At 59.8% G+C, this 22,610-nt stretch carries 20 protein-coding genes; 8 read left to right on the top strand and 12 right to left on the bottom strand.

Features of this window, described 5'->3' with window-relative positions:
• The first annotated feature begins 11 nt into the window (after positions 1–11).
• A complete protein-coding gene (locus QP400_RS02290) occupies positions 12–2,474 on the top strand; it encodes a DEAD/DEAH box helicase (RefSeq protein ID WP_004807965.1) in 2,463 nt (820 codons plus the stop codon).
• Here the strand turns inward: QP400_RS02290 and QP400_RS02285 are convergent.
• The 7 genes from QP400_RS02285 to QP400_RS02255 all read right to left on the bottom strand — a co-directional run bounded on the left by QP400_RS02285 (position 2,442) and on the right by QP400_RS02255 (position 7,174).
• On the bottom strand, positions 2,442–2,831 hold the full coding sequence (locus QP400_RS02285) for an Rv3654c family TadE-like protein (RefSeq protein ID WP_004807962.1): 390 nt from the start codon (positions 2,829–2,831) through the stop codon (positions 2,442–2,444). The genes QP400_RS02290 and QP400_RS02285 overlap by 33 nt on opposite strands.
• Positions 2,795–3,127 (bottom strand): hypothetical protein, encoded by a 333-nt coding sequence (locus QP400_RS02280; protein WP_004807960.1) that lies wholly within the window; start codon positions 3,125–3,127, stop codon positions 2,795–2,797. The genes QP400_RS02285 and QP400_RS02280 overlap by 37 nt, the downstream gene beginning before the upstream one ends.
• A complete protein-coding gene (locus tag QP400_RS02275; RefSeq protein WP_004807959.1) occupies positions 3,124–3,348 on the bottom strand; it encodes a DUF4244 domain-containing protein in 225 nt (74 codons plus the stop codon). Before QP400_RS02275 ends, QP400_RS02280 begins: the two co-directional genes overlap by 4 nt.
• A gap of 129 nt (positions 3,349–3,477) precedes the next feature.
• Complete coding sequence (locus QP400_RS02270) at positions 3,478–4,395, bottom strand: type II secretion system F family protein (protein ID WP_004807957.1); 918 nt, start codon at positions 4,393–4,395, stop codon at positions 3,478–3,480.
• Positions 4,368–5,489, bottom strand: coding sequence for a TadA family conjugal transfer-associated ATPase (locus QP400_RS02265; RefSeq protein ID WP_004807956.1), 1,122 nt, complete (start codon positions 5,487–5,489; stop codon positions 4,368–4,370). The genes QP400_RS02270 and QP400_RS02265 overlap by 28 nt, the downstream gene beginning before the upstream one ends.
• A complete protein-coding gene (locus QP400_RS02260) occupies positions 5,476–6,225 on the bottom strand; it encodes a CpaE/TadZ family protein (protein WP_040315406.1) in 750 nt (249 codons plus the stop codon). Before QP400_RS02260 ends, QP400_RS02265 begins: the two co-directional genes overlap by 14 nt.
• A 100-nt stretch (positions 6,226–6,325) precedes the next feature.
• Positions 6,326–7,174: a hypothetical protein gene (locus tag QP400_RS02255; protein WP_004807952.1), complete on the bottom strand. Its 849-nt coding sequence runs from the start codon at positions 7,172–7,174 to the stop codon at positions 6,326–6,328.
• A gap of 63 nt (positions 7,175–7,237) precedes the next feature.
• Between QP400_RS02255 and QP400_RS02250 the strand changes: the two genes are divergently transcribed.
• From QP400_RS02250 to QP400_RS02240, 3 genes are all read left to right on the top strand, one after another.
• Positions 7,238–8,191 (top strand): hypothetical protein, encoded by a 954-nt coding sequence (locus tag QP400_RS02250; protein ID WP_048708174.1) that lies wholly within the window; start codon positions 7,238–7,240, stop codon positions 8,189–8,191.
• A 77-nt stretch (positions 8,192–8,268) separates the two neighbouring features.
• Entirely contained in the window at positions 8,269–9,564 is a 1,296-nt protein-coding gene (locus QP400_RS02245; RefSeq protein ID WP_070424929.1) for an MFS transporter, read from the top strand.
• Complete coding sequence (locus QP400_RS02240; RefSeq protein WP_239659968.1) at positions 9,561–10,499, top strand: alpha/beta fold hydrolase; 939 nt, start codon at positions 9,561–9,563, stop codon at positions 10,497–10,499. Before QP400_RS02245 ends, QP400_RS02240 begins: the two co-directional genes overlap by 4 nt.
• On the opposite strand, the gene nth is transcribed toward QP400_RS02240, so the two are convergent.
• Positions 10,441–11,097, bottom strand: coding sequence for an endonuclease III (gene nth / locus QP400_RS02235; RefSeq protein WP_070424928.1), 657 nt, complete (start codon positions 11,095–11,097; stop codon positions 10,441–10,443). The genes QP400_RS02240 and nth overlap by 59 nt on opposite strands.
• A 111-nt stretch (positions 11,098–11,208) precedes the next feature.
• Between nth and QP400_RS02230 the strand changes: the two genes are divergently transcribed.
• Positions 11,209–11,886: a Crp/Fnr family transcriptional regulator gene (locus tag QP400_RS02230; RefSeq protein ID WP_004807942.1), complete on the top strand. Its 678-nt coding sequence runs from the start codon at positions 11,209–11,211 to the stop codon at positions 11,884–11,886.
• Positions 11,887–11,998: 112 nt separating this feature from the next.
• On the opposite strand, the gene QP400_RS02225 is transcribed toward QP400_RS02230, so the two are convergent.
• The 3 genes from QP400_RS02225 to QP400_RS02215 form a co-directional block, all read right to left on the bottom strand.
• Positions 11,999–12,463: a RidA family protein gene (locus tag QP400_RS02225; protein ID WP_048706667.1), complete on the bottom strand. Its 465-nt coding sequence runs from the start codon at positions 12,461–12,463 to the stop codon at positions 11,999–12,001.
• Positions 12,460–12,618 carry a Sp36 family protein gene (gene sp36, locus QP400_RS02220; protein WP_004807936.1) on the bottom strand — a complete coding sequence of 53 codons (159 nt, stop codon included), beginning with the start codon at positions 12,616–12,618 and terminating at the stop codon, positions 12,460–12,462. Before sp36 ends, QP400_RS02225 begins: the two co-directional genes overlap by 4 nt.
• 72 nt (positions 12,619–12,690) lie before the next feature.
• A complete protein-coding gene (locus tag QP400_RS02215) occupies positions 12,691–13,023 on the bottom strand; it encodes a WhiB family transcriptional regulator (RefSeq protein WP_048706668.1) in 333 nt (110 codons plus the stop codon).
• A 184-nt stretch (positions 13,024–13,207) separates the two neighbouring features.
• On the opposite strand from QP400_RS02215, the gene QP400_RS02210 reads away from it, so the two are divergent.
• Together QP400_RS02210 and QP400_RS02205 are read left to right on the top strand one after the other, a co-directional pair.
• Positions 13,208–15,475 carry a transglycosylase domain-containing protein gene (locus QP400_RS02210; RefSeq protein WP_070424927.1) on the top strand — a complete coding sequence of 756 codons (2,268 nt, stop codon included), beginning with the start codon at positions 13,208–13,210 and terminating at the stop codon, positions 15,473–15,475.
• Positions 15,472–16,392 (top strand): metallophosphoesterase, encoded by a 921-nt coding sequence (locus QP400_RS02205; RefSeq protein WP_070424926.1) that lies wholly within the window; start codon positions 15,472–15,474, stop codon positions 16,390–16,392. The genes QP400_RS02210 and QP400_RS02205 overlap by 4 nt, the downstream gene beginning before the upstream one ends.
• A 119-nt stretch (positions 16,393–16,511) precedes the next feature.
• Here QP400_RS02205 and QP400_RS02200 read toward each other — a convergent pair whose 3' ends face one another.
• Complete coding sequence (locus QP400_RS02200) at positions 16,512–17,777, bottom strand: hypothetical protein (protein ID WP_070424925.1); 1,266 nt, start codon at positions 17,775–17,777, stop codon at positions 16,512–16,514.
• Positions 17,778–18,772: 995 nt separating this feature from the next.
• On the opposite strand from QP400_RS02200, the gene QP400_RS02195 reads away from it, so the two are divergent.
• The gene (locus QP400_RS02195; protein ID WP_070424924.1) at positions 18,773–22,399 is read left to right on the top strand and encodes an FIVAR domain-containing protein; all 3,627 of its coding nucleotides are present in this window, start codon (positions 18,773–18,775) and stop codon (positions 22,397–22,399) included.
• Positions 22,400–22,610 lie beyond the last annotated feature (211 nt).

Below are 22,610 nucleotides of genomic sequence, written 5' to 3'. Positions count from 1 at the left end.
GGGTGTTTTGTATGTCAGATTGGGTACGCTTTGAGCCAAAGCCAGAAGAGAATATTTGTGACTTGCTGGCCCAGGCGAGCACCAATTTTCCCACGCATGGGGCCGTTCTTCAGCGTTTATCTTCTTTGGGGAAGATAGACAACCGGCTGTTGGCGGCTTTTTGGCGAGCCCCGAAGGAGGAGGTGCGCGCGGATTGGCCCGAGTGGGTCCCACGTTCTTTGATCGACGCCTACCGAGGGCGGGGGATTGCGCGCCCGTGGCTGCATCAGGTTAAGGCGGCGGAGGCTATTTGGCGTGGACAGACCACCGTGGTGGCTACGGGGACTGGGTCGGGAAAGTCCCTTTCGGTGTGGTTGCCGCATCTGTCTGCCGTGCTGGCGGCTGACCAGAAGACCAGTTCCAGGATTTCTCAGTTTCATGCCCGCCCTTGCGCTATTTATATGACCCCCACGAAGGCGCTGGCTGCCGATCAGGTGGCGGGCCTGAATGAGCTGATCTCTGCCCCTTCCGAGCGGCTGCCCATTAGGGTGGGGCCTGCTGACGGCGATACCGAGGCCGACGTGAAGAGTTGGGTGCGTGAGCACGCGGACGTTATTGCCACTAACCCGGACTATGTCCACCATGTGCTGTTGCCTTCGGCGCAGCGATGGCGGCGGGTGTTGCGTTCCCTAAATCTGATTGTGGTTGATGAACTGCATTCCTACCGGGGGATCATGGGGGCCCATGTGGCGTGGACGGTTCGCAGGCTAGTGCGGCTGGCGCGCCGTTTTGGCGCTAACCCAACTGTGGCGTTTTTGTCTGCGACCATGGCGGATCCTGCCCAAGCGGCCGCCCATTTCTTAGGTATTGCCCCAGAAAAAGTGCATTCTATCTGCGAAGATACGGCTCCTGCGGGGCGGAAGGCTTTCCTCCTCTGGCGGCCGAAGCAGGTGCACACTGATGACAGTGAAGAGGACGTAGATTTGGACGCGCTTCCCCGCCGGTCCACGGTGGTGGAGGCGGGCGAGCTTACTGCTGAACTGGCGCAGGCCGGCCAACAGACACTCACTTTTGTGCGTTCGCGGGGTGCGGCTGAAACGGTAGCGGCAGTTGCTAGCGATTATCTTTCGACCCGCGATCCCGCGTTGATGAGGGCGATTGCGGCCTATCGGGGCGGCTACCTGCCTGAGGAGCGGCGCGCGCTGGAGGCGGCGCTGTGCAAGAGGCAGATGCGCGCCTTGGCTACGACTTCCGCCCTCGAATTGGGGATCGACGTGTCGGGCTTGGACGCTACGATCACTACTGGCTGGCCGGGCACGCGCGCCTCACTGCAGCAGCAGTTGGGGCGGGCAGGCCGGGCGGGTGCCGATGGGATCGGGATCCTGATTGCCGCCGAAAACCCGCTGGACCAGTATTTTTGCGACAATCCGCAGCAGATATTTGCCGGGGTGGAGGAGTCGATTTTCCCCACTTTGAACCCGTATGTGGTGGGCCCGCACCTGTCCTGTGCGGCAGCGGAGGCACCGCTAACCGCAGCCGACTTGGATCAGTTGGGGGTTAGCCAGCAGTTGGTAGACCAGCTGACAGCTATAGGGCTGCTGCACAAGCGCGAGGACTCGTGGGTGTGGAATGTGACCCGGCCTGAACGCCCATGGGATCTGGTGGACATTCGCGGCGGCGGTAAGCCGTTGCAGCTGATAGATGCCAATACTGGCTCGGTTGTTGGTGACGTGGACGAGGCCAGGGCCGATTCGGTAGCCCACCCGGGCGCAATTTACGTGCACCAGGGCCGGGTCTACCGGGTGCTTGGCCGCGAAGAGGACGTGGCACTGGTGGAGCCGGGACCTGCCAAGTTGCGCACGCGCCCTTGGGAGCAGCACAGGGTGCGCATCTTGAACGAAACCAGGCAGGTCGCGGACCCTAGCGGCCTGGTGGACTTCTTCGTGGGCGACGTAGAGGTGGGTTCGCAGATAATCAGCTATGACCTGCTGCGTCTTCCTGGGCTACAGTTCATTTCCGAAAACCCCTTGTCGCTGCCTGAACGAATCCTTCCTACCCAAGCGGTTTGGTGGCAACTGAGCGCGGCCGGGATGGCCGAACTTGCCTTGCCGCCCGAGGTACTGGGAGGGGCACTGCATGGGGCCGAGCATGCCTCGATTGGCATCTTGCCACTGCTAGCCAATTGCGACCGGTGGGATCTGGGCGGACTTTCTACGGTAAGTCACGAACAGTCTGGCAAGCCAACCGTGTTCGTCTACGACGCCCAACGCGGTGGTGCCGGCTTCGCCTCCTACGCCTATTCGATGGCAGGTAATTGGCTAGGGGCCACCCTGGAACGCGTTAGCGGGTGCGAGTGCGAATCTGGCTGCCCCCGCTGCATCGTGTCGCCAAAATGCGGCAACAACAACGATCCGCTGCATAAGCAGGGGGCAATTAGCGTGCTGACCTTGTTAGTTTCTGCCCTAGCCCGCATCAGCGGGGCCGGCGCGCGCTAGCCCGGTTGCTTCCACAGCCACCCCCATAACGCGCACCCCCAACTTGGTTTGCACTACCGCATCTTGCACCCCACCCTGATCGACCATGTGACAGGAGGACACCCGCGCCCCGGCTTGCGCAGCAAAATCTGCTGCCGCAACGCAACCGTCCTGCCCATTGATGGCGGCTCCGGCAGCCGCGAGCGCGCCGAAGTCTGCAGCATTTTGGGCTTTGGTTTTTGCTACGGCGGCCACTGTGGCTGCCCCTACCAGAGTTAGGCACAGGGCGATGATTGCCACGATGGCTAGCGAGAGCACGGTGCCGGAGCCGCGTTCGGTTTCTACCAGGTAGGTTCTACCGGTGCTTCTGCCGCGCATTTTGCCATGACCCCCATTCCTTGCAGTGGCCCAGGAAGGGCTTTGGTGGCGGTTGCCCGCACCGAGTTACTTCCCCGGCTGACGTGTACCTGCATTCCGGCCGTATCTGGGCGGGCTTGTTCGATGCTGACAGCGCGCGCCACTGAACGGGCTACGTTGCAAGCTTGCACTTGGCTAGCTCCGGCTACCCCGAAGGCAAGCACTATTAGCGCGGTGGCTACTACTGTGGGCAACGCCAGGGCGAGTTCTGCGCTCACCATTCCCTGTTCGCCCACCCTGGCGTTGCCGTTACTCATATGGACAGTGCCTGTTGGATGATCGCGGTGAGGGCGGATTTGATGGCCCCGGATTTGAGCACTGCGATTAGTAGTCCGGCGAACCCGGCCGCGGCAATGGTGCCGATGGCGTATTCGGCGGTGGTCATGCCCTCTTCTTTTTGGCTGGGCAAGGCCAACTGTGTACTTACCTGGTAGAGGCGGTTACGTGCGGCTACCGCCCATCTTGCTAGCTGTCCCATTTGGACTCCTTCTTGTTGTTGGATTGTTTCGCCCTAGGGGCGTGTTTGTAGATTTCCAAATCTGCCCTGCCCACCCAAGCGACTTTTTTGGCTGCTGTGGATAAGCGGCCGGCGAGTGCCTGTGGAAACTCAAGTAAGCAGCATTTTGGCTTGTGAAAGCACTATTGGCAGCACTCCGGTGCAGACGAAGGCGGGCAGTAGGCACAGGGCTAAGGGAAGTACCAGGCGCACCCCGAGCACGGCCGCCGCCTCCCTGGAGTCGCGGGCCGCCCTTACCCGGGCGGCCTGCGCGGCACGTGCCAGTAGCCGAACGGGCGAAAGCCCTTCATTCCAGCTCGGTTCCAGGGCATCCCACAGCACCAGCCATGAGGCAGAGGTGTTAGCCCGCACCTGTTCCATGTCGGCGCCCAATACCAGCATCCTGCCGGCCATCTGTAGGTCGGCTACCTTGCCCGCCTTGCCGAGGGCGACCAACGCCCCGGGCACGGAGGTGCCTACTTTTATGCAGGCGCGGGCCAGGTCGCACCAGAGTGGCACTGTCAGTCCCCCGGCGCTGGCAACACCGTTTTCCTGGGCTTTTGCCAGTAGTTTGTGAATCCAGTAGAGCCCGCCGCCCTCGAACAGGATGCCGAATGCCAGCAGCACTAGCCCGGCTTTGGAGCCGAACAGTACTTTCCACGGTGGCGATCCGATGGCCCACCCCAGCACCATTCCCAGTAGGGGTAGACAGGCGAGTAGCCGGGCAGACGAGCGCGGGCCGGCCAGCGAGATGCGTCGTTCCGCCTGCGCCTGTTCGTCCGCGCGCAGCGATTCCGCGAGCCGATCCAGTAGCCCGACCAGGGGCACGCCGACCGACAGGGAGACCTCTTGGACTACCTGCAAGCTGAGTGGGGCGCCTTTGGCTGGAACGCAGTTCTCCCATGCCCGCTTTGGGTCTTGTCCCGCCGCCAGGCGCGCAGCCAGTTCCGCCACGATGCCTGCCGCTTCGAGCGGGGCAGGTTTTAGCCGTTCTTTTAGCTTTACATATAGGTTTCGGATTCTTGCCATGGCAGCTGCCCTTCCCTGATTAGTTCTGCGCCGGGAGTGGGCACGTAGAGCACTCGCTGCACCTGCAGCCTGCCGCCGTCGTAGTGGGGCACTCCTATTTCGGACACCCAGCGGCTACCGCGATTACGGCTTAGGTGGATCACTGCTCCAAATGCGGCAGCGGCCTGGGCAGCCACTGCGGCCTCGCTCATCGAGGCCATTGCCCCCAAAGCCAATAGGCGGGCGGGTACTTCGCGCACCCCGTTCGCATGCAAGGTGGCCCATCCGCCCTCGTGGCCCGTGTTCAGGGCTGACATCATTTCGCGCACTTCCTCGCCACGACATTCGCCCACTACTACCCGGTCGGGCCGCATGCGCAAACTGGCTCGCAGCAATGCGGAAAGGCTGATACCGCCTACGCCCTCGACGTTGGGCTTGCGTTCGGTTAGGTGCACTACGTGCGGGTGGCGAGGGCGCAGCTCGCCCACTTCTTCAATGCACACTATGCGTTCACTGTGGTTGACCTGCCCTAGCAGGGCGGACAGCAAGGTGGTTTTGCCCGTGCCCGTTCCGCCACTGATAAGCCCTGATACTTTCGCTTGCACCGCCTGCGCCAGGATGGATGCCAATTCGGCGTTGACGGTGCCAGAATCTACTAGCTCGGCCAGGCTGAAGGAGTGCCGGCGGAAAGTGCGCAAGGAAATGGTGACCTGATCTGCTAGCGGCGGCAGGAGCGCATTCACTCGCGTGCCCGACGGTAACACCCCGTCCAGGATCGGAGCCGCATCGTCTAAGCGTTGCCCGCAGGCGGCTGCCATGCGCACCGCCAATTCCCGCAGTTGCGCCCCGTCCCCTAAGTACATGCGCGCCCGCTGCAACCCCCTGCCCCTGTCTACCCACACGGACTCGGGCCCGTTGATCAGCACGTCGGTCACGTCTTCCTGGCTAAGCAGGCCTTCCAGTTCCGGCGTCAGTCCGCCCTGGAGTGCCTGCGCCTGGCGGTACCGTGCCAACAGTTCGTCTGCCACCGGCGCGTCCTGGCTTACAGCTGCCACTGCGGCGGGCAGCGGCCGGCCTGAGGCTACAAGCTTGCGCAGTAAATTACTTTGCACCATCGCCCCTAACAAGGCCGCTGACTAGGCGGTGGATTCGCCACCCAAGTAGCGGGCCGGCCCGAAATTTTTGGCCGCCGCGTACCTTCGGCCACCGGCCAGAGCCAACCGGCACAATCTGGTCGCAAATACCCTGGATTTCCGCCTCGCACCTGCCGCCTACCCTTCCGGCGTCGATTACTACCAGACCGCCGCGCCCCACCTTCCGGGCAAGTGCGAGGGCGTGCCCGCGCCAATCCGCACCTGCCTGGGCCACCAAAATTCCCTGCCAGGACGCCCCGCCGGCCAACGCCGCCAACCCGGCAACTGTTGTTTCGGCTGCGCCCTGGTTATGGGTAAGCTCCCGATACAGGGAGGGCGGATCCGCGCAATCCAAGATGGCGACCTTGCCCCGGCGGGCTGCAATGCGGGCGATAGCCATGGCCATCGTGGATGCTCCCACGCCGCCGGCACGCCCAAACACAGCGAGCAGCCTGCCGGCCTCCGGATGCAACACCTTATCTAAGGCGGCTAGGAACTCGGCCTCGTCCCCCGGCAGGTCAAGCCCGTGCTCGCCCACCGGCAGCACTCCCGGCCCACCGCGATGCAACCCCTGCGTGTCGATCACCACCGCAGCGGCCTCGCAGAGTGGACCGTGCGAGGTCGGTTCGCAGTCAATCCCCAGCAGCTGCACCAAAGAAGACGCCTGCTGAGCCCTTGCATTGCCCCGCCCACATATTGCCACCCGCTTATTCGTCATGGGCCCATGGTGCCCACTGCGCTAACTACTGACCACCACCTACCCGCATCGGCTGTGGATAACTTGCCCTCGCTAGTCTGTGGAAAGTTTCAAAGTGGCATTATTTAGCCAATTTATGCCCTAACACTTCAACCGCCATGTCGCTGGCACGCTCGGCACCTTCCTGAGCGGCCTGAATTATCCACCCCAACCATTTGGTTACGCCCTGCGGGGTGGCTCGGCGATAGTCGCGCAAACGCGCCCTGTAGCCAAGTCCGTCCCTGCCGCACCGCTCATCTACTAGGGCGATGCCCGTCGGCTCAGCGCCCGCCGACACCATCACCCACCTGGCAGCGGCACGTGCCACTATGCCGGACGGGCCGGCAAAAGCATCCGCCAATTCCGCGTGCACCAACGCCGCCCGCACCCACGCCGACCCGGGAGCGGCAGCCAACGCCAGGGCTCGTTCTACCTTCTGTTTGCCGTCCCAGCCAGCCGGCACACCCACCTGGCTTTGCTCAATAAGCCCCATCTGCACCAATCCCACGCACGCATCCCGGTGCAAACCTGCCAACAGGGAGGGAAAATGCACGGGCGCACGGCGAGCACGGCCCCCGCGCACGTTCAGCGGGGCCATCAGTTCAACCAGGTGCAATTGCGCCGCGAGCGCCCCCACTCCCACCGCCCAGGTGGCATCCGTAATGGGTGCTGCGAGTCCGCCCTCGGCCCCTGCTGCGCCCGCCCGCAGTTCGTCTACGTTTACCCGCGCCCCCTCGCAGAGGGCGGAAGAGCCGGCTAGACGAACGGCCGCTTCAGTGCGCGCTTCGGGCCATCGGTGCCGCAACCCTTCGTGAAATCGAAGCTTCGCCACGGCCTCGTCGGCTGCGCGAATTGCCTGTTGAACACCTTCTTCAGCTGCTAGCACCTGCACGGCGGCACTAATCTGCGCGGACGTATCTTCGGGTTGCATAGGAAAATACTAGGCACCCCTAATGCGGTATTTCTACCAAGGTTTGACTTGTATCATGGATCCATGCCCAAGAACTTCCCCGATGCCAGGCGCGAACGCGCGCTGAATTTGCTGTGCGCCGTGTTGGGGCCGGTGGGCACTGTGCTGCTCGTTATTGGGTCGGGCCAGCAGCTGGCTACGGCTGCGGTTGGCAAGCCCTTCGCGCAACCCCTGGCGCTAGTTTCCATTGTCGTGGGCATCACGGCGTTGCTTGGGTGCGCTTCCTTCACCACCACTCGCTCGCAGGTTGGTCTTACCCTGGGCGGATCCATTGCCTGTCTTGGGGCACTTGCCAGCCCCCTGTTCCCCCTGGATTTTCCGGGCGTGGACATTCTGCTTCCTACCTGGTGGGCGGCATTCTTGCCGTCACTGGCGGGCGTGCTGTTCGGCTCCGCCCTCGCCTGCGAAATCACTAGGCGGCGGGCCAGCTCCCGCCCGGACGAAGACCTGTTGCGCATTGTTGCCTCCGACCAGACATTCCGTGCCCCGCTACCTTTTTCTAGAGGACGCGATAGCGTGCGCTCGTTCTACCTTTCCGCCATTGCTTCTGCCGGGTTGTGGGGACTGTTGCTTATCCGTGCGCACGGGGTAGATGTTACGGGCGGGCCCACCCACATGTTCCTTTATTTGAATTGGGCGTGCGAACTCATCACCTTGATGGGAGTGGTGGTCTTCTCGCTCCTCCTAACTTTTTCGGGCATGTTTTCTTCTTTTGGGCCGCTCTTTTGCGGCACCTTCTTCATTACGCTGCCCGCCTGCGGCGTATCGTTTTTGCAGGTCATTACCGGGTACGGGATAGGTCCTAACTTCCCCACTGCCACGGCTTTCGGCCTCACCGCCGTCCCCCTGTCCGCGATCGGGGCTGCAGCAGTAGCAACGGTGCACGCCGCGCATTGGGCACGCGTGCGGTCCTGTTCCAAAGAAGCAAGCAAACGCGACCTGGATCTGGAAACATACCTTCGAGATATGGAAATTTAGCCCCGCCCGCGCGGGAAAAATGCCTTGCCTCTTCGCTCGGCTATCGTTGGAAGCAACTGTGTACGTAGGAGGCTTCTATGAGCGATAACGCCGACCCCAAAGATATTGTAGGCCGTCGGATCTGGCGGATTTCTGATGACGTTGCCCCAGAGACCGGCACGCAGGGTCTGCCCGTACAGGGCGCCCAAAAAACTGCGGCAATTGTTGGTGAACCCGTAGGCGCAGGGCGCTCCGGATCCACCTCTTACAATTTTGTGTCCGCGGCCCAGGCCAAGCCGAAAAAAGATGCCCCCGAGCAGGGCGAACAAGTAGCCGAACAAGCTGACCAGGCCGAACCGGCCCAGCCCGTCCAAGAGCCGGCGGCCGCCCTCGAAGCGCCTAGCGAAGCAGAAACAGGAGAGGGCACGGACGAAGAAACTACTGAAGAAGCCGAAGTAGCAGACCAGGGCGAAGCACAGGCCGAACCGCTAGCGCAGGCCAACGAAGAAGCCACCGTAGTGGCCGAAACCCGGCCGGCTGCTCCAGCTTTCGCTCCCGTGCACCCCAAGGGCGAAAGCCGCCAGGCCCCGCAGACTGATGCCGACGCGGCCGAGGCCTTCCCCACTCCGAGCGCTCCTATAACTGACACTACGAAACGCACCTCCATCGCCGACCGTTTCCCCGCCGAGGGGCCGCGCGATCCCGAACGCGAAGCCGAAAGCACGCTGATTCGCCGCCAGTCCCTGTTGGCCCCCACCCAGAGCTCACCCGCCAACCAGGAAGAGCCCACCTGGGCCAAACGTGAGGCGCAGGCTTCGTCCTCTTCCGCAGAGGCTTCCGAAGAAGAACTGTTCGAGGGCGCAACCGTCCGCCCATCCACCAAGTCTCGCGGGCTAGCACACTTCGGCGTGCTGGTAGGAACCATTTTGCTGGTTCCGCTCGCCCTGGCCTTATTCATTGCCGGCGTAGCCCAGCCCGAGGGCGCTCAGTACTTCGCGTTGGGCACCAATGCAGGACGCATCCTGCTGGTGCTGCTAGGGGTTGTGGGCGTGTTCCTGGCCGTATTGCTGGCCCGCTGGTCCTCGCTAGGTTCGTTCATCGCAGGCATTTTACTCTTCGGTCTTGGCGTTGCCGGCATCATAATCTCGCCTCTGGTATCCGTGTGGAGCGACAACATCGTCCGCGATCTTACCGGCGGCTCCCTGGCCTCCCGTTTCGTATCTACTTTCGCGCTCATCTGCGCTAACGGCACCCTGGCAATGGCCGGTGCGGTGCTGCTGGCTGTCGGCTTCGTCTCACACGGTGCCCGCCGCAAGGGCCGCGAAGACACTCGTACCCGCGAAAGGGTAGAGGACGCCCTCGAAAATAGGAAAAGAGCCTCGCGCGCCAAGTGAAGATTGAAGATTCCCTTCCCTCTGGGCTGATCCGCCCGGAGGGGCCGTGGATACACCGCAACATCAACGCCAACGGCGCCCGCTTCCACGTGGTGCAGGCTGGCCCTTCCTCCTCGCACGCGGTATTGCTGCTGCACGGCTTCCCCCAATACTGGTGGGCTATGCGCGCCCAACTTGAGGCGCTTGCGGCAGCCGGATACAACGCGGTGGCCATGGATTTGCGCGGCTTTGGCGGTTCTGACCGGCAGCCGAGCGGTTATGACGTAGCCACCTTGACCAAGGACTGCATCGGGGTGTTGACGTCGCTCGGCATTTCTAAAGCCATACTGGTAGGGCAAGGAATTGGCGGCACGCTTGCGTGGGCAGCCCCAGCGGTTGCTCCCCGCCAGGTAGCGGCTATCGTCACCTTAGGGGCTCCTCATCCTCTTGCCACCCGTTCTTTACGAGGGCGAGCCTTTACCGGAGGTGCGGCCCAATACCTGTTCTTGCAGCTACCGTGGCTACCTGAGCGAGCATTGCGAAGCGGCTCGCTAGTGCACGCCCTGATGCGCTCCTGGGCCGCTGCGGAAAATCGTGACCTGGTAAATGACTTGGCAGACCGGTACGCATCCTTATTTACGAATCCTTTTGCGGCCACCGCTGCCCTTGCCTATCTGCGGCAGACGCGGAAGTTAATCGGAGCCCAACGTGACCTGCTCCGCCATCGGGTGAGCGTGCCGGTGCTGTCCCTGCAAGGGCAAGTGGATCCGATCATGCCCGGGCAGGCCTTTGCGCGGGATGCCCACTATGTTGCCGGGCCTTTGACCCAGCGGGCGATTGTCGGTGCCGGCCACTTCCTGTCTGAGGAAGCCCCCGCAGCTGTGAATGCCGCGCTGCTTAGCTTTCTGCAGGAACTGGATTGGCCGACGGGCAGTAGCTTGCAACCGGGCAAATAGTGCACTTGGGAGCACGGGCAGTGCACACCTGGCGGCCATGAAAAATAAGGCGATGACACAGCATCGTCCAGTCGGCGTGTGGCAGTAATGCCCGCAGGTCGCCCTCTACTTTCAGCGGATCTTTTTCGCTAGTGAAGCCTAGGCGGCGGCTGAGGCGGCCGACATGGGTGTCCACAGTAATTTCGGGTTTTCCGAACCAATTTCCCAACACCACGTTTGCGGTTTTCCGTCCGACCCCGGGCAAGGACATCAGTTCCTTTCGAGTGCCGGGCACCTGCCCACCAAAGTCCCTTACTAGCCCTTCGGCAAGGCCTAAGAGCGAGTTCGCCCTCCTGCGAAACATCCCTAAAGGACGCACTACTTGCTGTAGCTCTTCCAGGTCAGCGCCCGCCAAATCCTTTGGCGTAGGCCACGTGGAAAACAGCTGTGGGCTGATCTGATTCACTCGAACGTCAGTAGTTTGGGCACTTAGCACTGTGGCCACCAATAGCTCGAAGGCGTTAGAAAAATCGAGCGCGCAGCCCGCATCAGGGTAGGCTCGTGCCAGGGCGCGCGAGACCTGCACTGCCCGATGGTGTGCGACCAGATCTTGGGGCACATGTACCTCTTTTCACACAACACTAACCGTTGTGATATAAAACGCTTCTGGTAATGATTAAACTAGGCTATACATACCACCATGCCGCTAGTCCCGGCGCGAGGAGGAAACGTGGACGCAACAATTATCCGTCAGGTACCGCTATTCGAAGGACTCGACGAGGCCACCCTGGGCGAGCTGTACCAGAAGATGTCTGAAGTTACGCTTCGCCGCGGCGAGGTACTGTTTGAAGAAAACGACGACGCAGACCAGCTCTACATTGTCACCGAAGGCAAAGTGAAGCTGGGCCACACCACTTCCGATGGCCGCGAGAACCTGCTGGCAATCTTGGGCCCTGGCGAGATCCTGGGCGAATTGACCCTATTCGATCGTGGCACCCGTTCTGGCACGGCTACCGCAATCTCCTCCACCAGGTTGCTGTCGCTGGCACACACCGACCTGATGGCATTCATAGATTCGCATCCGCAGATGGCCAAGCTGATGCTGCGTGACCTGGCGGGCCGCCTACGCCGCACCAATGAGGCGCTCGCGGACATGGTCTTCTCGGACGTGCCGGGCCGCGTCGCTAAGGCGCTGGTCGATTTGGCAGAGCGTTTCGGTTCCCGTACCGACGAGGGCGTGCACGTCCCCCACGACCTGACCCAGGAAGAACTGGCGCAGCTGGTGGGCGCTTCACGCGAGACGGTAAATAAGTCTTTGGCAGAGTTCGGCTCCCGCGGCTGGATCCGCTTGGAAGGACGAGCCGTGATGCTGCTAGACCTGGAACGCCTAGTACGCCGCGCCCGCTAAGTTTTAGCTACGTAAGGTGCCCGAGCCTAGCTCGGGCACCTTAGTTTTTCCCGCTTGTGGGCAGAAAAATCCCCCGGCCAAATGGCCGGGGGTTCGTTTTCTACCGCAAGTGTTACTTGGTGGTGAAGACGACCTCTACCTCGACGGGAGCGCCAAGGGGAAGGGCGGCTACGCCAACAGCCGAGCGTACGTGCGGCTCGTCGAATAGTTCACCGAAGAACAGGGACGCACCGTTGGCGACCTGTGCCTGGTCGGTAAAATCGGGCTTGGAAGACACGAATGCTGTTACGGCCTCGACGCCAGTGATCGCGTCTTCGCTGCCGGCAATCGCAACGGCTGCTGCCAGAGCGTTCAGGGCGCAGGCGCGCGCGGCTTCCTGAGCATCTTCCAGGGCAACTTCGCCCTCGCCGACATGGCCGGTGGCAACTAGCGAGCCGTCGCGCATTGGCAACTGCCCCGACGTGCGGATTTTGCCTTCGCCAATCTTGCGAGCGGGCGTGTATGCGGCTACCGGGGGAACTACTTTGGGCAGTTCGATTCCTTGTTCTTTCAGACGTGCAGAGAGTGCTTCACTCATTCAACTGGCCTCTTCAAATATGCGACTAGGTTGTCCGAACCTGTAGGTCCGGGGATGACGGCAACGAGTTCCCACCCGTCAGCGCCCCACTGATCCAGTATCTGCTTTGTTGCGTGTGTTAGCAACGGAATCGTTGCGTATTCCCATTTAGTCATGCCCTAATCCTAACTGGAGGGGGCGCATATTTTTAGCCCCTTTTTATACGCGGACGTTTGGAAAATTGAACCCTACCTGCGCACACGCGCCAACACGTGGGGGATGCGCGGACTCCGGATTTCTTCTGCCAGTGGTGATGGTGAATTTGCCAACCAGTCAGCCCAGTCGGTGATGTTTGACATTTGCCGAAGCATTGCGCGGCGTTCACGTTCTGTGAGCCCACCCCACACACCAAAGTTGGCTTCCGATTGCAGGGCGTCTGCTAGGCATTCCAACCGCACTTCGCAGTTGTAACAACGGGTCCTAACCTGGCGTTGAGCAGCACCTTGAACAAACAGGGCGTCTGGTTCGTCTTGTGCGCACAGGGCTTTGGCAGCCCAGGTTTGATCTCCGTTCAGATTCATTACGGCTTAAATCCTTACATCCTTGTTGGCTTCTTTGCCTAAGTGTGACGGTACCTACATTTGTTCGTTTTGTCCATGCGGCAACGCACTTTTTGTTCGGCTACTAGCTAACGAGCTAGTAACAATGCCCCCAAAGTGGGTAAGTCTCTTATCATTTGCCAGCCAGATTGTTTAGGCTAATAGCATGTCGAAATCTTCTGGTTCTTCAAAGCTTGCTGCGCTCACCACTGGGGCACGGCCGGTTTCCACGAAGCAGTACCGTCACTTGCTAGTTTCTATGGCCGCAATGGTCGCCCTCTGCGCGATCTTCCTGGCCGGGCTTTCCATTCCCGCCATCGGTATGGCCGGTATGGCAACCACGCAAGGCACTAAGGCGTTCTCGCAAATGCCGGGCGAATTTGAGGCACTGCCGCCATCACAGCAGTCGATTATCGAGGCCTCCGATGGCACCGAGCTGGCCCGCTTCTATGCTGAAGACCGCATTGTCGTACCACTAGAGAAGATGTCTCCCTGGATCCAGAAAGCGGCTGTAGCGATCGAAGATAGGCGCTTCTTTGACCACGGCGGTATTGACGTGATGGGCATGTCGCGCGCCCTGGTAAATAACTTCTTAGGCGGCGACACCGAGGGCGCATCCACCCTCACCCAGCAGTACGTGAAGAACACGCTGATCGAAACGGCACTGCAGAAGAACGACCCCCTTGCCAGGGCGAAGGCAGAAGAGCACTCGGTCTCGCGCAAGCTGCGCGAAGCTAAGTATGCGATCACGCTTGAAAAGAAGATGCCTAAGAAGAAGATTCTGGAAGGCTACCTGAACATTGCCCCGTTCGGCCCGAACGTCTACGGTTCTGAGGCGGCTTCCCGCCACTACTTCTCTAAGGCCGGCAAGGACTTAACCATTGGCGAGGCCGCCCTGCTAGCCGGCATCACCCAGAACCCGATCGGGTTCAACCCACTGCAGCACCCCGAGAAGGCGCAGGATAGGCGCAACCAGGTGCTCTTTACCATGCTGGAAACCAAGGCCATCAACAACGAGCAGTACCAGAAGGCCAAAGCCCAGAACGTGAAGGACATGCTGAAGCCGTCCAACACCCCGCAGGGCTGCGGGGCTGCCGGTAATGCGGCCCACTTCTGTGCCTACGTGGTCCACGAGATCTACCAGAACAATGCTTTCGGCAAGGACATTGCCGAACGACGCAACCTGCTAATGCGTGGCGGCCTGCGCATCCGCACCACTTTGGATAAACGCATGCAGGATGCTGCAGCTAAGGCTGCTACCGATTCTATCCCTGTAAACGATCCCTCGGACGCGCGTATAGCCGTCACTTCGATCCGCCCGGGCACAGGAGAAATCTTAGCCATGGCACAGAACACCAACTTTGGCACTAACACCCAGAAGGATCCCTCCGCGACCGAGCAGGTCTTTGCTGCCGACGAAGCGCACGGCGGCGGCGCCGGCTACCAGACCGGTTCTTCCTTCAAGCCCATGACCCTTGCCGCCTGGTATGAGGCCGGCTACTCCCCATACGCGGTAGTGGGTGGGCGAACCAGCTATTCGGCCTCGGACTGGAACATTGGCGACTGTGACGCGGCAGCCGATGGGTGGGAAGTGCACAACAACGAGAACTCCTCCCCCAGGGCCACCACGGTACTGCAGGGCACGCAGCGGTCGCTGAACACGACCTACGCGGGGATGGCTTCCAGGCTGGACCTGTGCAACATCAAGGACGTGGCGAAGCGAGTACACGCAGTGCCGGGTGACGGTTCGGACCCCACCTTCCGCCCCTCCGACATTCTGGGTTCGGGATCGGTACCTCCGTTGAACATGGCCAACGCGTTCGCCACTTTTGTGAACAAGGGTGAATATTGCAAGCCGCTCGCTATTAGCGCGGTTACTACTTCGGCGGGCAAGAAGCTGAAGGTGCCACAGAAGTCTTGCAAGAAGGCTTTAGAGAAGGGCCCGGCCGAGCAGACCACTTGGACCCTAGAGCGCACCTACAACTCCTACGGTTCCATGGGATATGCCTCGATTGGCCGCCCGGCAATAGCCAAGACCGGTACTACCACCGGCCCGTCCGATGCGTGGATCGTGGGTGCTACCCCGGATGTGTCGACCTCTGTTTGGGTTGGGCACGCTCAGGGTATTGCCCCGCTAGCAGACGTGGTTGTGGGCGGCCGCTACTACGACATCATGTACGGTTCGACCCTGCCCGCGAACACCTGGCAGAACTACATGCGGGTGGCCCACGAGGGCATCCCAGCACGCGGCTTCGATTACAACGATATTGGCACGGGCGTACCGCAGCGGCGGGTGGAACAGACCCCCCAGCAGCAGCGCCAGCCGGAGCAGGCCCCACAGCAGTCTGAGCCGAAGAAGGAAGAACCCGCCCCCAAGCCGTCAGAGGAGCCGTCGACCACGGTCACCGAGACGACCATTATTGAGGAACGTTGATCCGCAAAGCGGCGGCGGGCTTCGGCCTCGCCTGCCTGGCCGGGCTGGTTTGGGGCAGCGTTGAACGGCGTTGCCCCACCGTCACCAGCGCGACCATAAAAGGCCGGCCGGGCACGCCCCGGCTGCGCGTATTGCAGGTGGCCGATGCACACCTGTGGCCCTCCCAACGCTGGGAGGCCAACTTCATCGCTTCCGCAGCTGACATCCCCTATTCGCTGTGCGTCAATACGGGCGACAATTTTTCCGACCCCCACGCGATGGGCATCCTGCGGGCGGCATTTGGGCCGCTGCTGGCCAAGCCGGGCGTTTTCACGTTTGGATCCAACGACTATTTTGGCCCGCATTTTAAGAATCCGTTCCGGTATTTCTTCGGCACTTCTTCGAGTGATACGCGGCCCGAGGTTCCCGACCTACCCCACGACGAGTTGGCCGCATTCTTTACCAAGGGGGGCTGGGCTGACGTGCGCAACCGGGCGGCGGACTTGCGGGTGCGCTCTCTGCCTTCCCAGAACCGTGCCGCTGAGGAAGTTACAGTGTCGGTAATGGGGGTGGACGATCCCCATATTGACCGCGACATACTGCCGGAGCCGCCCTCGGCGTGGAAGGAAGCGGCCCTGCGCGTAGGGGTGGCGCACGCCCCTTACAGGCGGGTATTGGACGCCTTCACCAAGGCCGGAGCGGACCTGATCATCTGCGGGCACACTCACGGCGGGCAGGTACGACTGCCGTTTGTGGGGGCGCTGGTTAATAATTCGGATATTCCTTTGCAATACGCTTCCGGCCTGCACGATTGGCACTTTGCCGGGCGCACGGCCAAGCTGTTCGTCTCAAAGGGGCTCGGCACCTCCAAAACGGCGCCACTGCGGTTTTGGTGTCGGCCCGAGGTAGCTTTTATCGACATCACGCCCGGCCCTTAGGCCTTGGCGGGGATCTTCGCTAACTATGCGGTCAGGTGCGGGGTTTAGTTGGTGGTTTTTACTGGCCCTCTGCGGGAAAGAGTGTGCCCTCGACACCGCGGTGCCGAGGGCGAAACCTTTTAGGCGCGCTTGCGGCGGGTTGCAAGCACACCTGCGCCGGTGGAGAGTCCGGCTACTGATAGCCCTGCCAGCAATCCAGCGGTAGCGCCGGTTGCTACCAGAGTATTGGCGGTATTGGTGTCCGCGGCGGACGTGGCGATCTTAGTTTCGGGCTCGTCCTGATCTGCGAGCATTTCTGCAGCCTCGTCTTCGGAGGGGACTTCTACAGGGGCAGCCTGGGTGTCCTTTTCTGCCTGTTCGGGCTTGGCATCGTCCTTGGCAGGAGCGGCAGTGTCAGGCTGAGCCTCGGCAGCCAGGTCCTTTTCGTAGGCCGTAGCAAGCTCATCTAGCTGGGGCAGGATGTAGGCCATAGCGTGATTTAGGTAGGCCGGGTGTGGGGCGGCGAACCAGTCCGAGAATAGGGCGGCGATGGTCTTTGACTTGAATTCGGCGGGCTGCGCCAGGGTCAGCGCTTCGTTGCGGGCAGCGCTGGTGCGGGCCACTACCCGGTCGTTGATTTGGGTAATGTTTAGCTTACGCGCCTCTTCAATGGCTGCGTGTATAGCCGGCGCGTACTTGCCTAGCTTCATCTGCGCGTTGATGTAGTTGTAGTCGGAGGGTAGTAGTTTGCCGACTATTCTCTTAGCGCAGCTCTCTTGGAAGGAGTTCAAGGTGGCTAGGTCGGCGCGAAGCGCTGCGTGGGCATCGGCCGGCTGATCCTGCAGCACCTTGGTAGCGGCTGCAATGTTTTTCCCGACTATGCCCGAGATTCCGGCGAGTTCGGTAGCGTCTGCAGCTTCCTGGTTTTTCGTTTCCGCGATTTTTGCTTGCACCTGCTGCTTCTGCGACTCGTTCCACTTGCCCCAGACAGTAGCCACGTAGGCGTCTATGTCCTGGGCGCTCTTTAGCCCATCCAGGTCGCTCTCGTTCAGGCCCGGCACGTTGGCTGCCGCATAGATCGCCTTCACTTCGGACTGCGCCTTTGCGGTAGCTTCGTCTACAAGCTTCTGCGCGTCCTTTTCGAGGGCGGACGCCACGCGCGCCTTGCCCGCCGCGTTTGTGGGAATACCCTGGCCCAGCTTCTGGCTAGTTAGCGCTTCGCGTGCCGCAGTTTCCGCACTAGCAGTATCGATGGGTGATTCCGCCGCTGGGGCGGATACTGACACGGTGCAGGCATAGCGCGACAGGTCCGGTGGCGCTGACTCGGCATTCGCGGGGGCAACGATTCCAGCAAAAAGGGTAGCCGCCAGTAGTGGGGCGGCAATAATTACCGGTCTGATTCGCATATTTTCCTCTCCTGTAACGCCCCTTATGTGCAGGCCGGCATGTTCGCATGGTGCGCAGTCAGCCCGTGGGGAACGGCGAAACATCTGGGGCGACGGCGCTGAGATGGGGCGCGCGCCGCGTATTGGCATATACGAAAATACCGTTTATCAGACTCTTGCGGAATAAGCTGTTTCCAATCGATGGGCTGTAATAGTTTCTATTCACTTCTTTGTTTTGCCAATTTTGCCATTTTCATGCACTCACATATTTTTTGCGCGCTAAGGCCGGTCGCGCTATAACGAAAAAAGGAGGGGGAGGAGGAACTGCCTATTGCGGCAGATACACTAGCGCATATACACTAAGCCAGTTTCCGCACTGTTACTCATCTAACTTAGGCAACCCTAAGATTGCATTAACTGGTGCCAGCAAGGCCTGCAGGACTAGCGGCAGTGCCGCGACAATGCAGTGCAAACCGGTTGCATTTACCCAATTGCCACCCTCACAACTACCGGTACGGCGGCCGCCCTGAATCAAACTCCCAAACAGCCATAAATCGCCTACAGCAAACCCCTAGCATTTAACACGTAAGACATTTCAGCCTTCTTGGCATCGATCTGCACGCTGAAGAATGAGGGACGCGGCTCAAAGCCGCGGGGGCGCTTGGCCCGCCTTACGTCTCTAACCCGGTAGACCTCACCAATAACCACGGCCGCTTGCGCAAGACTCCCCAGACGGCTGGATCACCATAGCCCCACCTAGTCGGATACCTTATGTACAAATCGGAACACTCTGTGAGATTTAACTATTTTTCCATCGCTTCCGATTAATAGCGCCAAGATTGCGAAAATGCAGGGGTAATTTTCTTTATTTTTCATACGCAGCTGTCACGCTAACCGAAACCAGAAAATGCTCAACAATACAGATAGGCATAACTATTTCTTCTTGGTAGCATCAGGACCAATTCTGCCCTACATTACTGCGGAATTGTTCGACAATAGTGAATGCGGAAGGGAAAATGAACAATAAACTGCTCACAAATGGCAGCTACGGCAAATCTAAGCATGCGCTTACTGCCCTAGTTGCCGGCGCGCTAGCCTCATCGCTGCTAGCTACGCCTGCTTTTGCTGCGGCAGCCGACGGACCGGCTGCCGCCCCGCAGAGCCCTAATCCTGAACAAGTGATGGAAGAGGTAAAAGACACCGAGGCTGACCTAGCCAAGGCGCTCCAGGACCTCCCCTCGGAAATAAAGAACAATCCCCTGTCCGGGGATGCCTTGCCTGCCGCCGCCGACAAGCTGGACATGAAGCCCGGCGCTGTCAAGGAAGTTTCTGAACTAGGCGGCTGGAACGCCATTGACGGCGGCAAATTCACCGTCCTGAAGGCGCGCGAGGACGGCCTGTATTTAAACTCGTCAGCAGGTACGGCGGTCGACAATTCTGACGAATCTCGCGATCCGAAAACTCAGCTGTACCGCAATGTTCAATACTTCACAAACGAGCAGGCATTAGGTACCCACCCCTACGTGCTTGCGCTTGGCCGCGGATATGACAATTTCTCGCGAATCTCCGGCGAAAAAGCAATAGGAGCCAACGGCAATAAGTTCGTGTCCGGGTATAACGGCATCGAACGCTCATTCAAGGCATACTCGCCTAAGTATGGGACTAATTTGGTCCTTGACTTTGCCACGGGTTCCTTAGCGCAGACTAACAAGCCAGCTGGTTACAGGGTGCGCGTAGTTGCCAATGCCAATGGGGCGGAAAAAGTTCTTTACGATGTAACTTTCAACCCTAAAGAAACGAAAGTTGATAATGAAAAGGGCTATACGGTAACCACTATTGGAGATGGTAGCGGAGAACCCAAACTAGGCAACAAACCTGCAACTGCCGACGAAATTGCCGCTGGAACAGCTATACCGTACGTCCAGGGGGCAGACACCACGGTCAAGTACGCAACCCAGTTCAACAATGGCGACCTGACCGGCGTCAAGTCGGGCGCGGTGGGTAGATTTACTTCGAAGCCGATTCTGCTGGACAAGGGCGTGACCGACTACAAGGTGCAGATCACCCCTGACTTCGAAAATGACACGGGTGTTTTCGATTCAGACCATGGTCAAACTGTAGGCCTACAGCGTAACGTGAAGCACTATACGGTTCCGTTGTTCAACGCGTTCAATGTTGACCAGAAGACCGACGTTACCGCGAAGGAGCTACTAAAGGCTCAGCTCGAGGCTCTGAAGGCCAACCGTGAGAAGCATGTTGCTGATAAGTCGGATCCGTCTATCGCAAATCTAGATGCGGTAATTAAGGAAGTTGAAGCCGCTGTCAACTCTAAAGAGGTAAAGTCAGTCGACGAGTACAAAAAGCTCGGTTCCAAGCTGGACAAGGCTAAAGAAAACCTGATTGACATCAAGGATGCTTTGAAGGCAATCCAGGACGAAAAGGCAAAGAAACTAGCCGAGATTGACAAGGCCCCGGGCGCCCTTGATAAGGACAAAGAAGCGGCTAAGAAAGCGGCTGAAGCTGCCGCAGAACAGGCAACCGCTGCTATTAAGGCTGTTGCCGAAAAGGAAGCTCTTCCCAAGACTCTGGAAGACAACCTTAACAACATCAAGGCCGTTACTGTTTCTAACAAGGAAGCTCTAACCGCTAAGGTTGCTGACGACGAGGCATTCCAGAAGACTCCTCGTTACGTCAACGCAGATGAGCACAACTTTGTGAACGCCGATGGCACCCCCAACACTGAAAAGAACAACAAGGCACCAGAACATGTCGCCGCGTACAAGAAAGCCCTAGAAGAAGCTAAGAAGGTTGCAGACAACCCGACTGCTACTCAGGGCGAGGTTGACAAGGCTCTAGCAGCCCTGAATAAGGCTCGCAAGGACATTGAAGACAACTACGCCACTGACTTGGAGCCCCTAAAAGACTCAGTGAACACCAAGGGCGGAGTTGACAACACAGAGCCCATCTACGTAAACGCCACTCCTGAAGAACAGGAGGCATATGACCAGGCCAAGCAGGCTGCGGCAGATCTACTGAAAGATCCGAACGCAACCCAAACCCAGGTGAACAACGCTAAGAAAGCCTTGGATGATGCCAAGGCTGCACTAGACAAGCACCCGACCGACAAGCAGAAGCTCTCCGCACAGGTCACTACCAGCTTGGACAGTGATGCAGATTCGCCGAGCGTGTTCTACAAGAACGCTAAGGATCCTAACTACCAGGCACCCGAAGGTGTAGACAAAGAGGCCGCTAAGGGTTTCGCTGATGCCTACGACAAGGCTCTAGCAGCAGCGAAGAAAGCTCTAGCAGACCCGAAGGCATCCCAGAAGCAGGTTGATGCGGCACTGGAGGCTCTAAAGGCTGCAGAAAAAGATCTGCACACGCTTTCCTCCGACCCGACGGACCTGGTTAAGGCCCAGAATGACACTCTGGCCGCGAAGGATCTGCCTGCCTACAAGAATCTTGTAGCTAAGGCTGCCAAGGAAGGGCCTGAATCCCAGGCTGCCAAGGATCTAGCTGCATACAACGATTCCCTGAAGAAGGCAACGGACGTGCTGCTGCAGTTCGCTGATCCCAAGGCAGACAAGCACCCGGCTCAGAAGGACGTCGAAGCCGCGAAGGCTGCACTGCAGGCTGCCCGCGATCTAGTCGATCCGTACGCGACCGACACCCGCGCGCTTGAAAGCACCGCTAACCTGGAAAAGGCCATCAAGGCTTCCCCCGCCTACGCCAACGCTGACGCCGCCGCGTACATGGGTAAGGATGGCAAGCCTGACGCAGAAAAGAACAAGCAGGCTAAGGAAGCTAAGGATGCCTACGACAAGGCTCTAGAAAAGGCACTTGAGGTACTCGCCAACACCAAGGCCACCCAGGCTGAGGTAGATGAAGCGACTGCCGCCCTGGCAGATGCTGGCGACGCGCTAGCACCCTTCGCAACTGACGCCTCCAAGCTGGCCGCGCAAGCCGCTGCCGCCACCTCCTTTGAGGAATCCCCGCAGTTCGTCAACGCTCTGGCTGCCAAGAATGGCGATGCTGAAAACGCTGATGTCGCTGCCTATAAGAAGGCTCTGAAGGACGCAAAGGATACTCTGTCTAACCCGAAGGCCACCCAGGCTGAGGTAGACAAGGCCCTGGCTGCTCTGAAGGCTGCTGAAGATAAGATCGTGAAGGACTACCCAACCGATCCGTCCAAGCTGGAGAAGGAAGCAGATGCTGCCGCAGATCTTCAGAAGGGTGCCGATTTCCAGGCTGTCCTGAAGAACGCTGCCACCCAGGACGCCGCCAAGGCATACCAGAATGCCCTGAAGGATGCGAAGGCCGTACTGGCTGACAAGAACGCCACTCAGGCTGATGTAGACAAGGCCCTGGCCACGTTGAAGGCTGCGGGTGAGGCCCTAAAGAAGGCCGAAGATGCTGCCGCATCCAAGCAGGGTGGCGCTGCTGCCGGCAAGGATGACACCGGCAAGAATGATTCCGGTAAGGGTGGCGCTGCTGCATCCGAATCGCAGCGTGTTGTCCGTACTGTCAAGACCAATACTGGCAACCTACCTGTAACCGGTAGCGCAGGAGCTTTGCTCCTGATCGTGTCTTGTGCCCTTATTGGTGCAGGTACCCTTGCGATCCGTCGCAAGAAGGGTAACTAGTTAGGTACAGATAACTAGATAAGGAAGGCCCGCGTGACGCTTTGGACGCCACGCGGGCCTTTCGCTATCTTCAGCAAACAACCAAGGCCATCAGGCCCGGGCTTCCGGAGCTTTCGCGAACCATGGTGTTGAACCGCGAAACCAGGTCGAAGTCGCCAACCAAGGCGTTGTGGACCAAGGTCCGCGAGCCAAGAAACACCCCCAGCCCCAA

It is taken from the genome of Winkia sp. UMB3158, assembly GCF_030217145.1.
GTDB lineage: Bacteria > Actinomycetota > Actinomycetes > Actinomycetales > Actinomycetaceae > Winkia > Winkia anitrata.
This window is presented reverse-complemented; position numbering and strand designations above follow the sequence as displayed.

Excerpts from the sequence above, each read along its gene's own strand:
- QP400_RS02290 (WP_004807965.1), top strand. The coding sequence starts at position 12 with ATGTCAGATTGGGTACGCTTTGAGCCAAAGCCAGAAGAGAATATTTGT.
- QP400_RS02285 (WP_004807962.1), bottom strand. The coding sequence starts at position 2,831 with ATGCGCGGCAGAAGCACCGGTAGAACCTACCTGGTAGAAACCGAACGC.
- QP400_RS02280 (WP_004807960.1), bottom strand. The coding sequence starts at position 3,127 with ATGAGTAACGGCAACGCCAGGGTGGGCGAACAGGGAATGGTGAGCGCA.
- QP400_RS02275 (WP_004807959.1), bottom strand. The coding sequence starts at position 3,348 with ATGGGACAGCTAGCAAGATGGGCGGTAGCCGCACGTAACCGCCTCTAC.
- QP400_RS02270 (WP_004807957.1), bottom strand. The coding sequence starts at position 4,395 with ATGGCAAGAATCCGAAACCTATATGTAAAGCTAAAAGAACGGCTAAAA.
- QP400_RS02265 (WP_004807956.1), bottom strand. The coding sequence starts at position 5,489 with ATGGTGCAAAGTAATTTACTGCGCAAGCTTGTAGCCTCAGGCCGGCCG.
- QP400_RS02260 (WP_040315406.1), bottom strand. The coding sequence starts at position 6,225 with ATGACGAATAAGCGGGTGGCAATATGTGGGCGGGGCAATGCAAGGGCT.
- QP400_RS02255 (WP_004807952.1), bottom strand. The coding sequence starts at position 7,174 with ATGCAACCCGAAGATACGTCCGCGCAGATTAGTGCCGCCGTGCAGGTG.
- QP400_RS02250 (WP_048708174.1), top strand. The coding sequence starts at position 7,238 with ATGCCCAAGAACTTCCCCGATGCCAGGCGCGAACGCGCGCTGAATTTG.
- QP400_RS02245 (WP_070424929.1), top strand. The coding sequence starts at position 8,269 with ATGAGCGATAACGCCGACCCCAAAGATATTGTAGGCCGTCGGATCTGG.
- QP400_RS02225 (WP_048706667.1), bottom strand. The coding sequence starts at position 12,463 with ATGAGTGAAGCACTCTCTGCACGTCTGAAAGAACAAGGAATCGAACTG.
- sp36 (WP_004807936.1), bottom strand. The coding sequence starts at position 12,618 with ATGACTAAATGGGAATACGCAACGATTCCGTTGCTAACACACGCAACA.
- QP400_RS02215 (WP_048706668.1), bottom strand. The coding sequence starts at position 13,023 with ATGAATCTGAACGGAGATCAAACCTGGGCTGCCAAAGCCCTGTGCGCA.
- QP400_RS02210 (WP_070424927.1), top strand. The coding sequence starts at position 13,208 with ATGTCGAAATCTTCTGGTTCTTCAAAGCTTGCTGCGCTCACCACTGGG.
- QP400_RS02200 (WP_070424925.1), bottom strand. The coding sequence starts at position 17,777 with ATGCGAATCAGACCGGTAATTATTGCCGCCCCACTACTGGCGGCTACC.
- QP400_RS02195 (WP_070424924.1), top strand. The coding sequence starts at position 18,773 with ATGAACAATAAACTGCTCACAAATGGCAGCTACGGCAAATCTAAGCAT.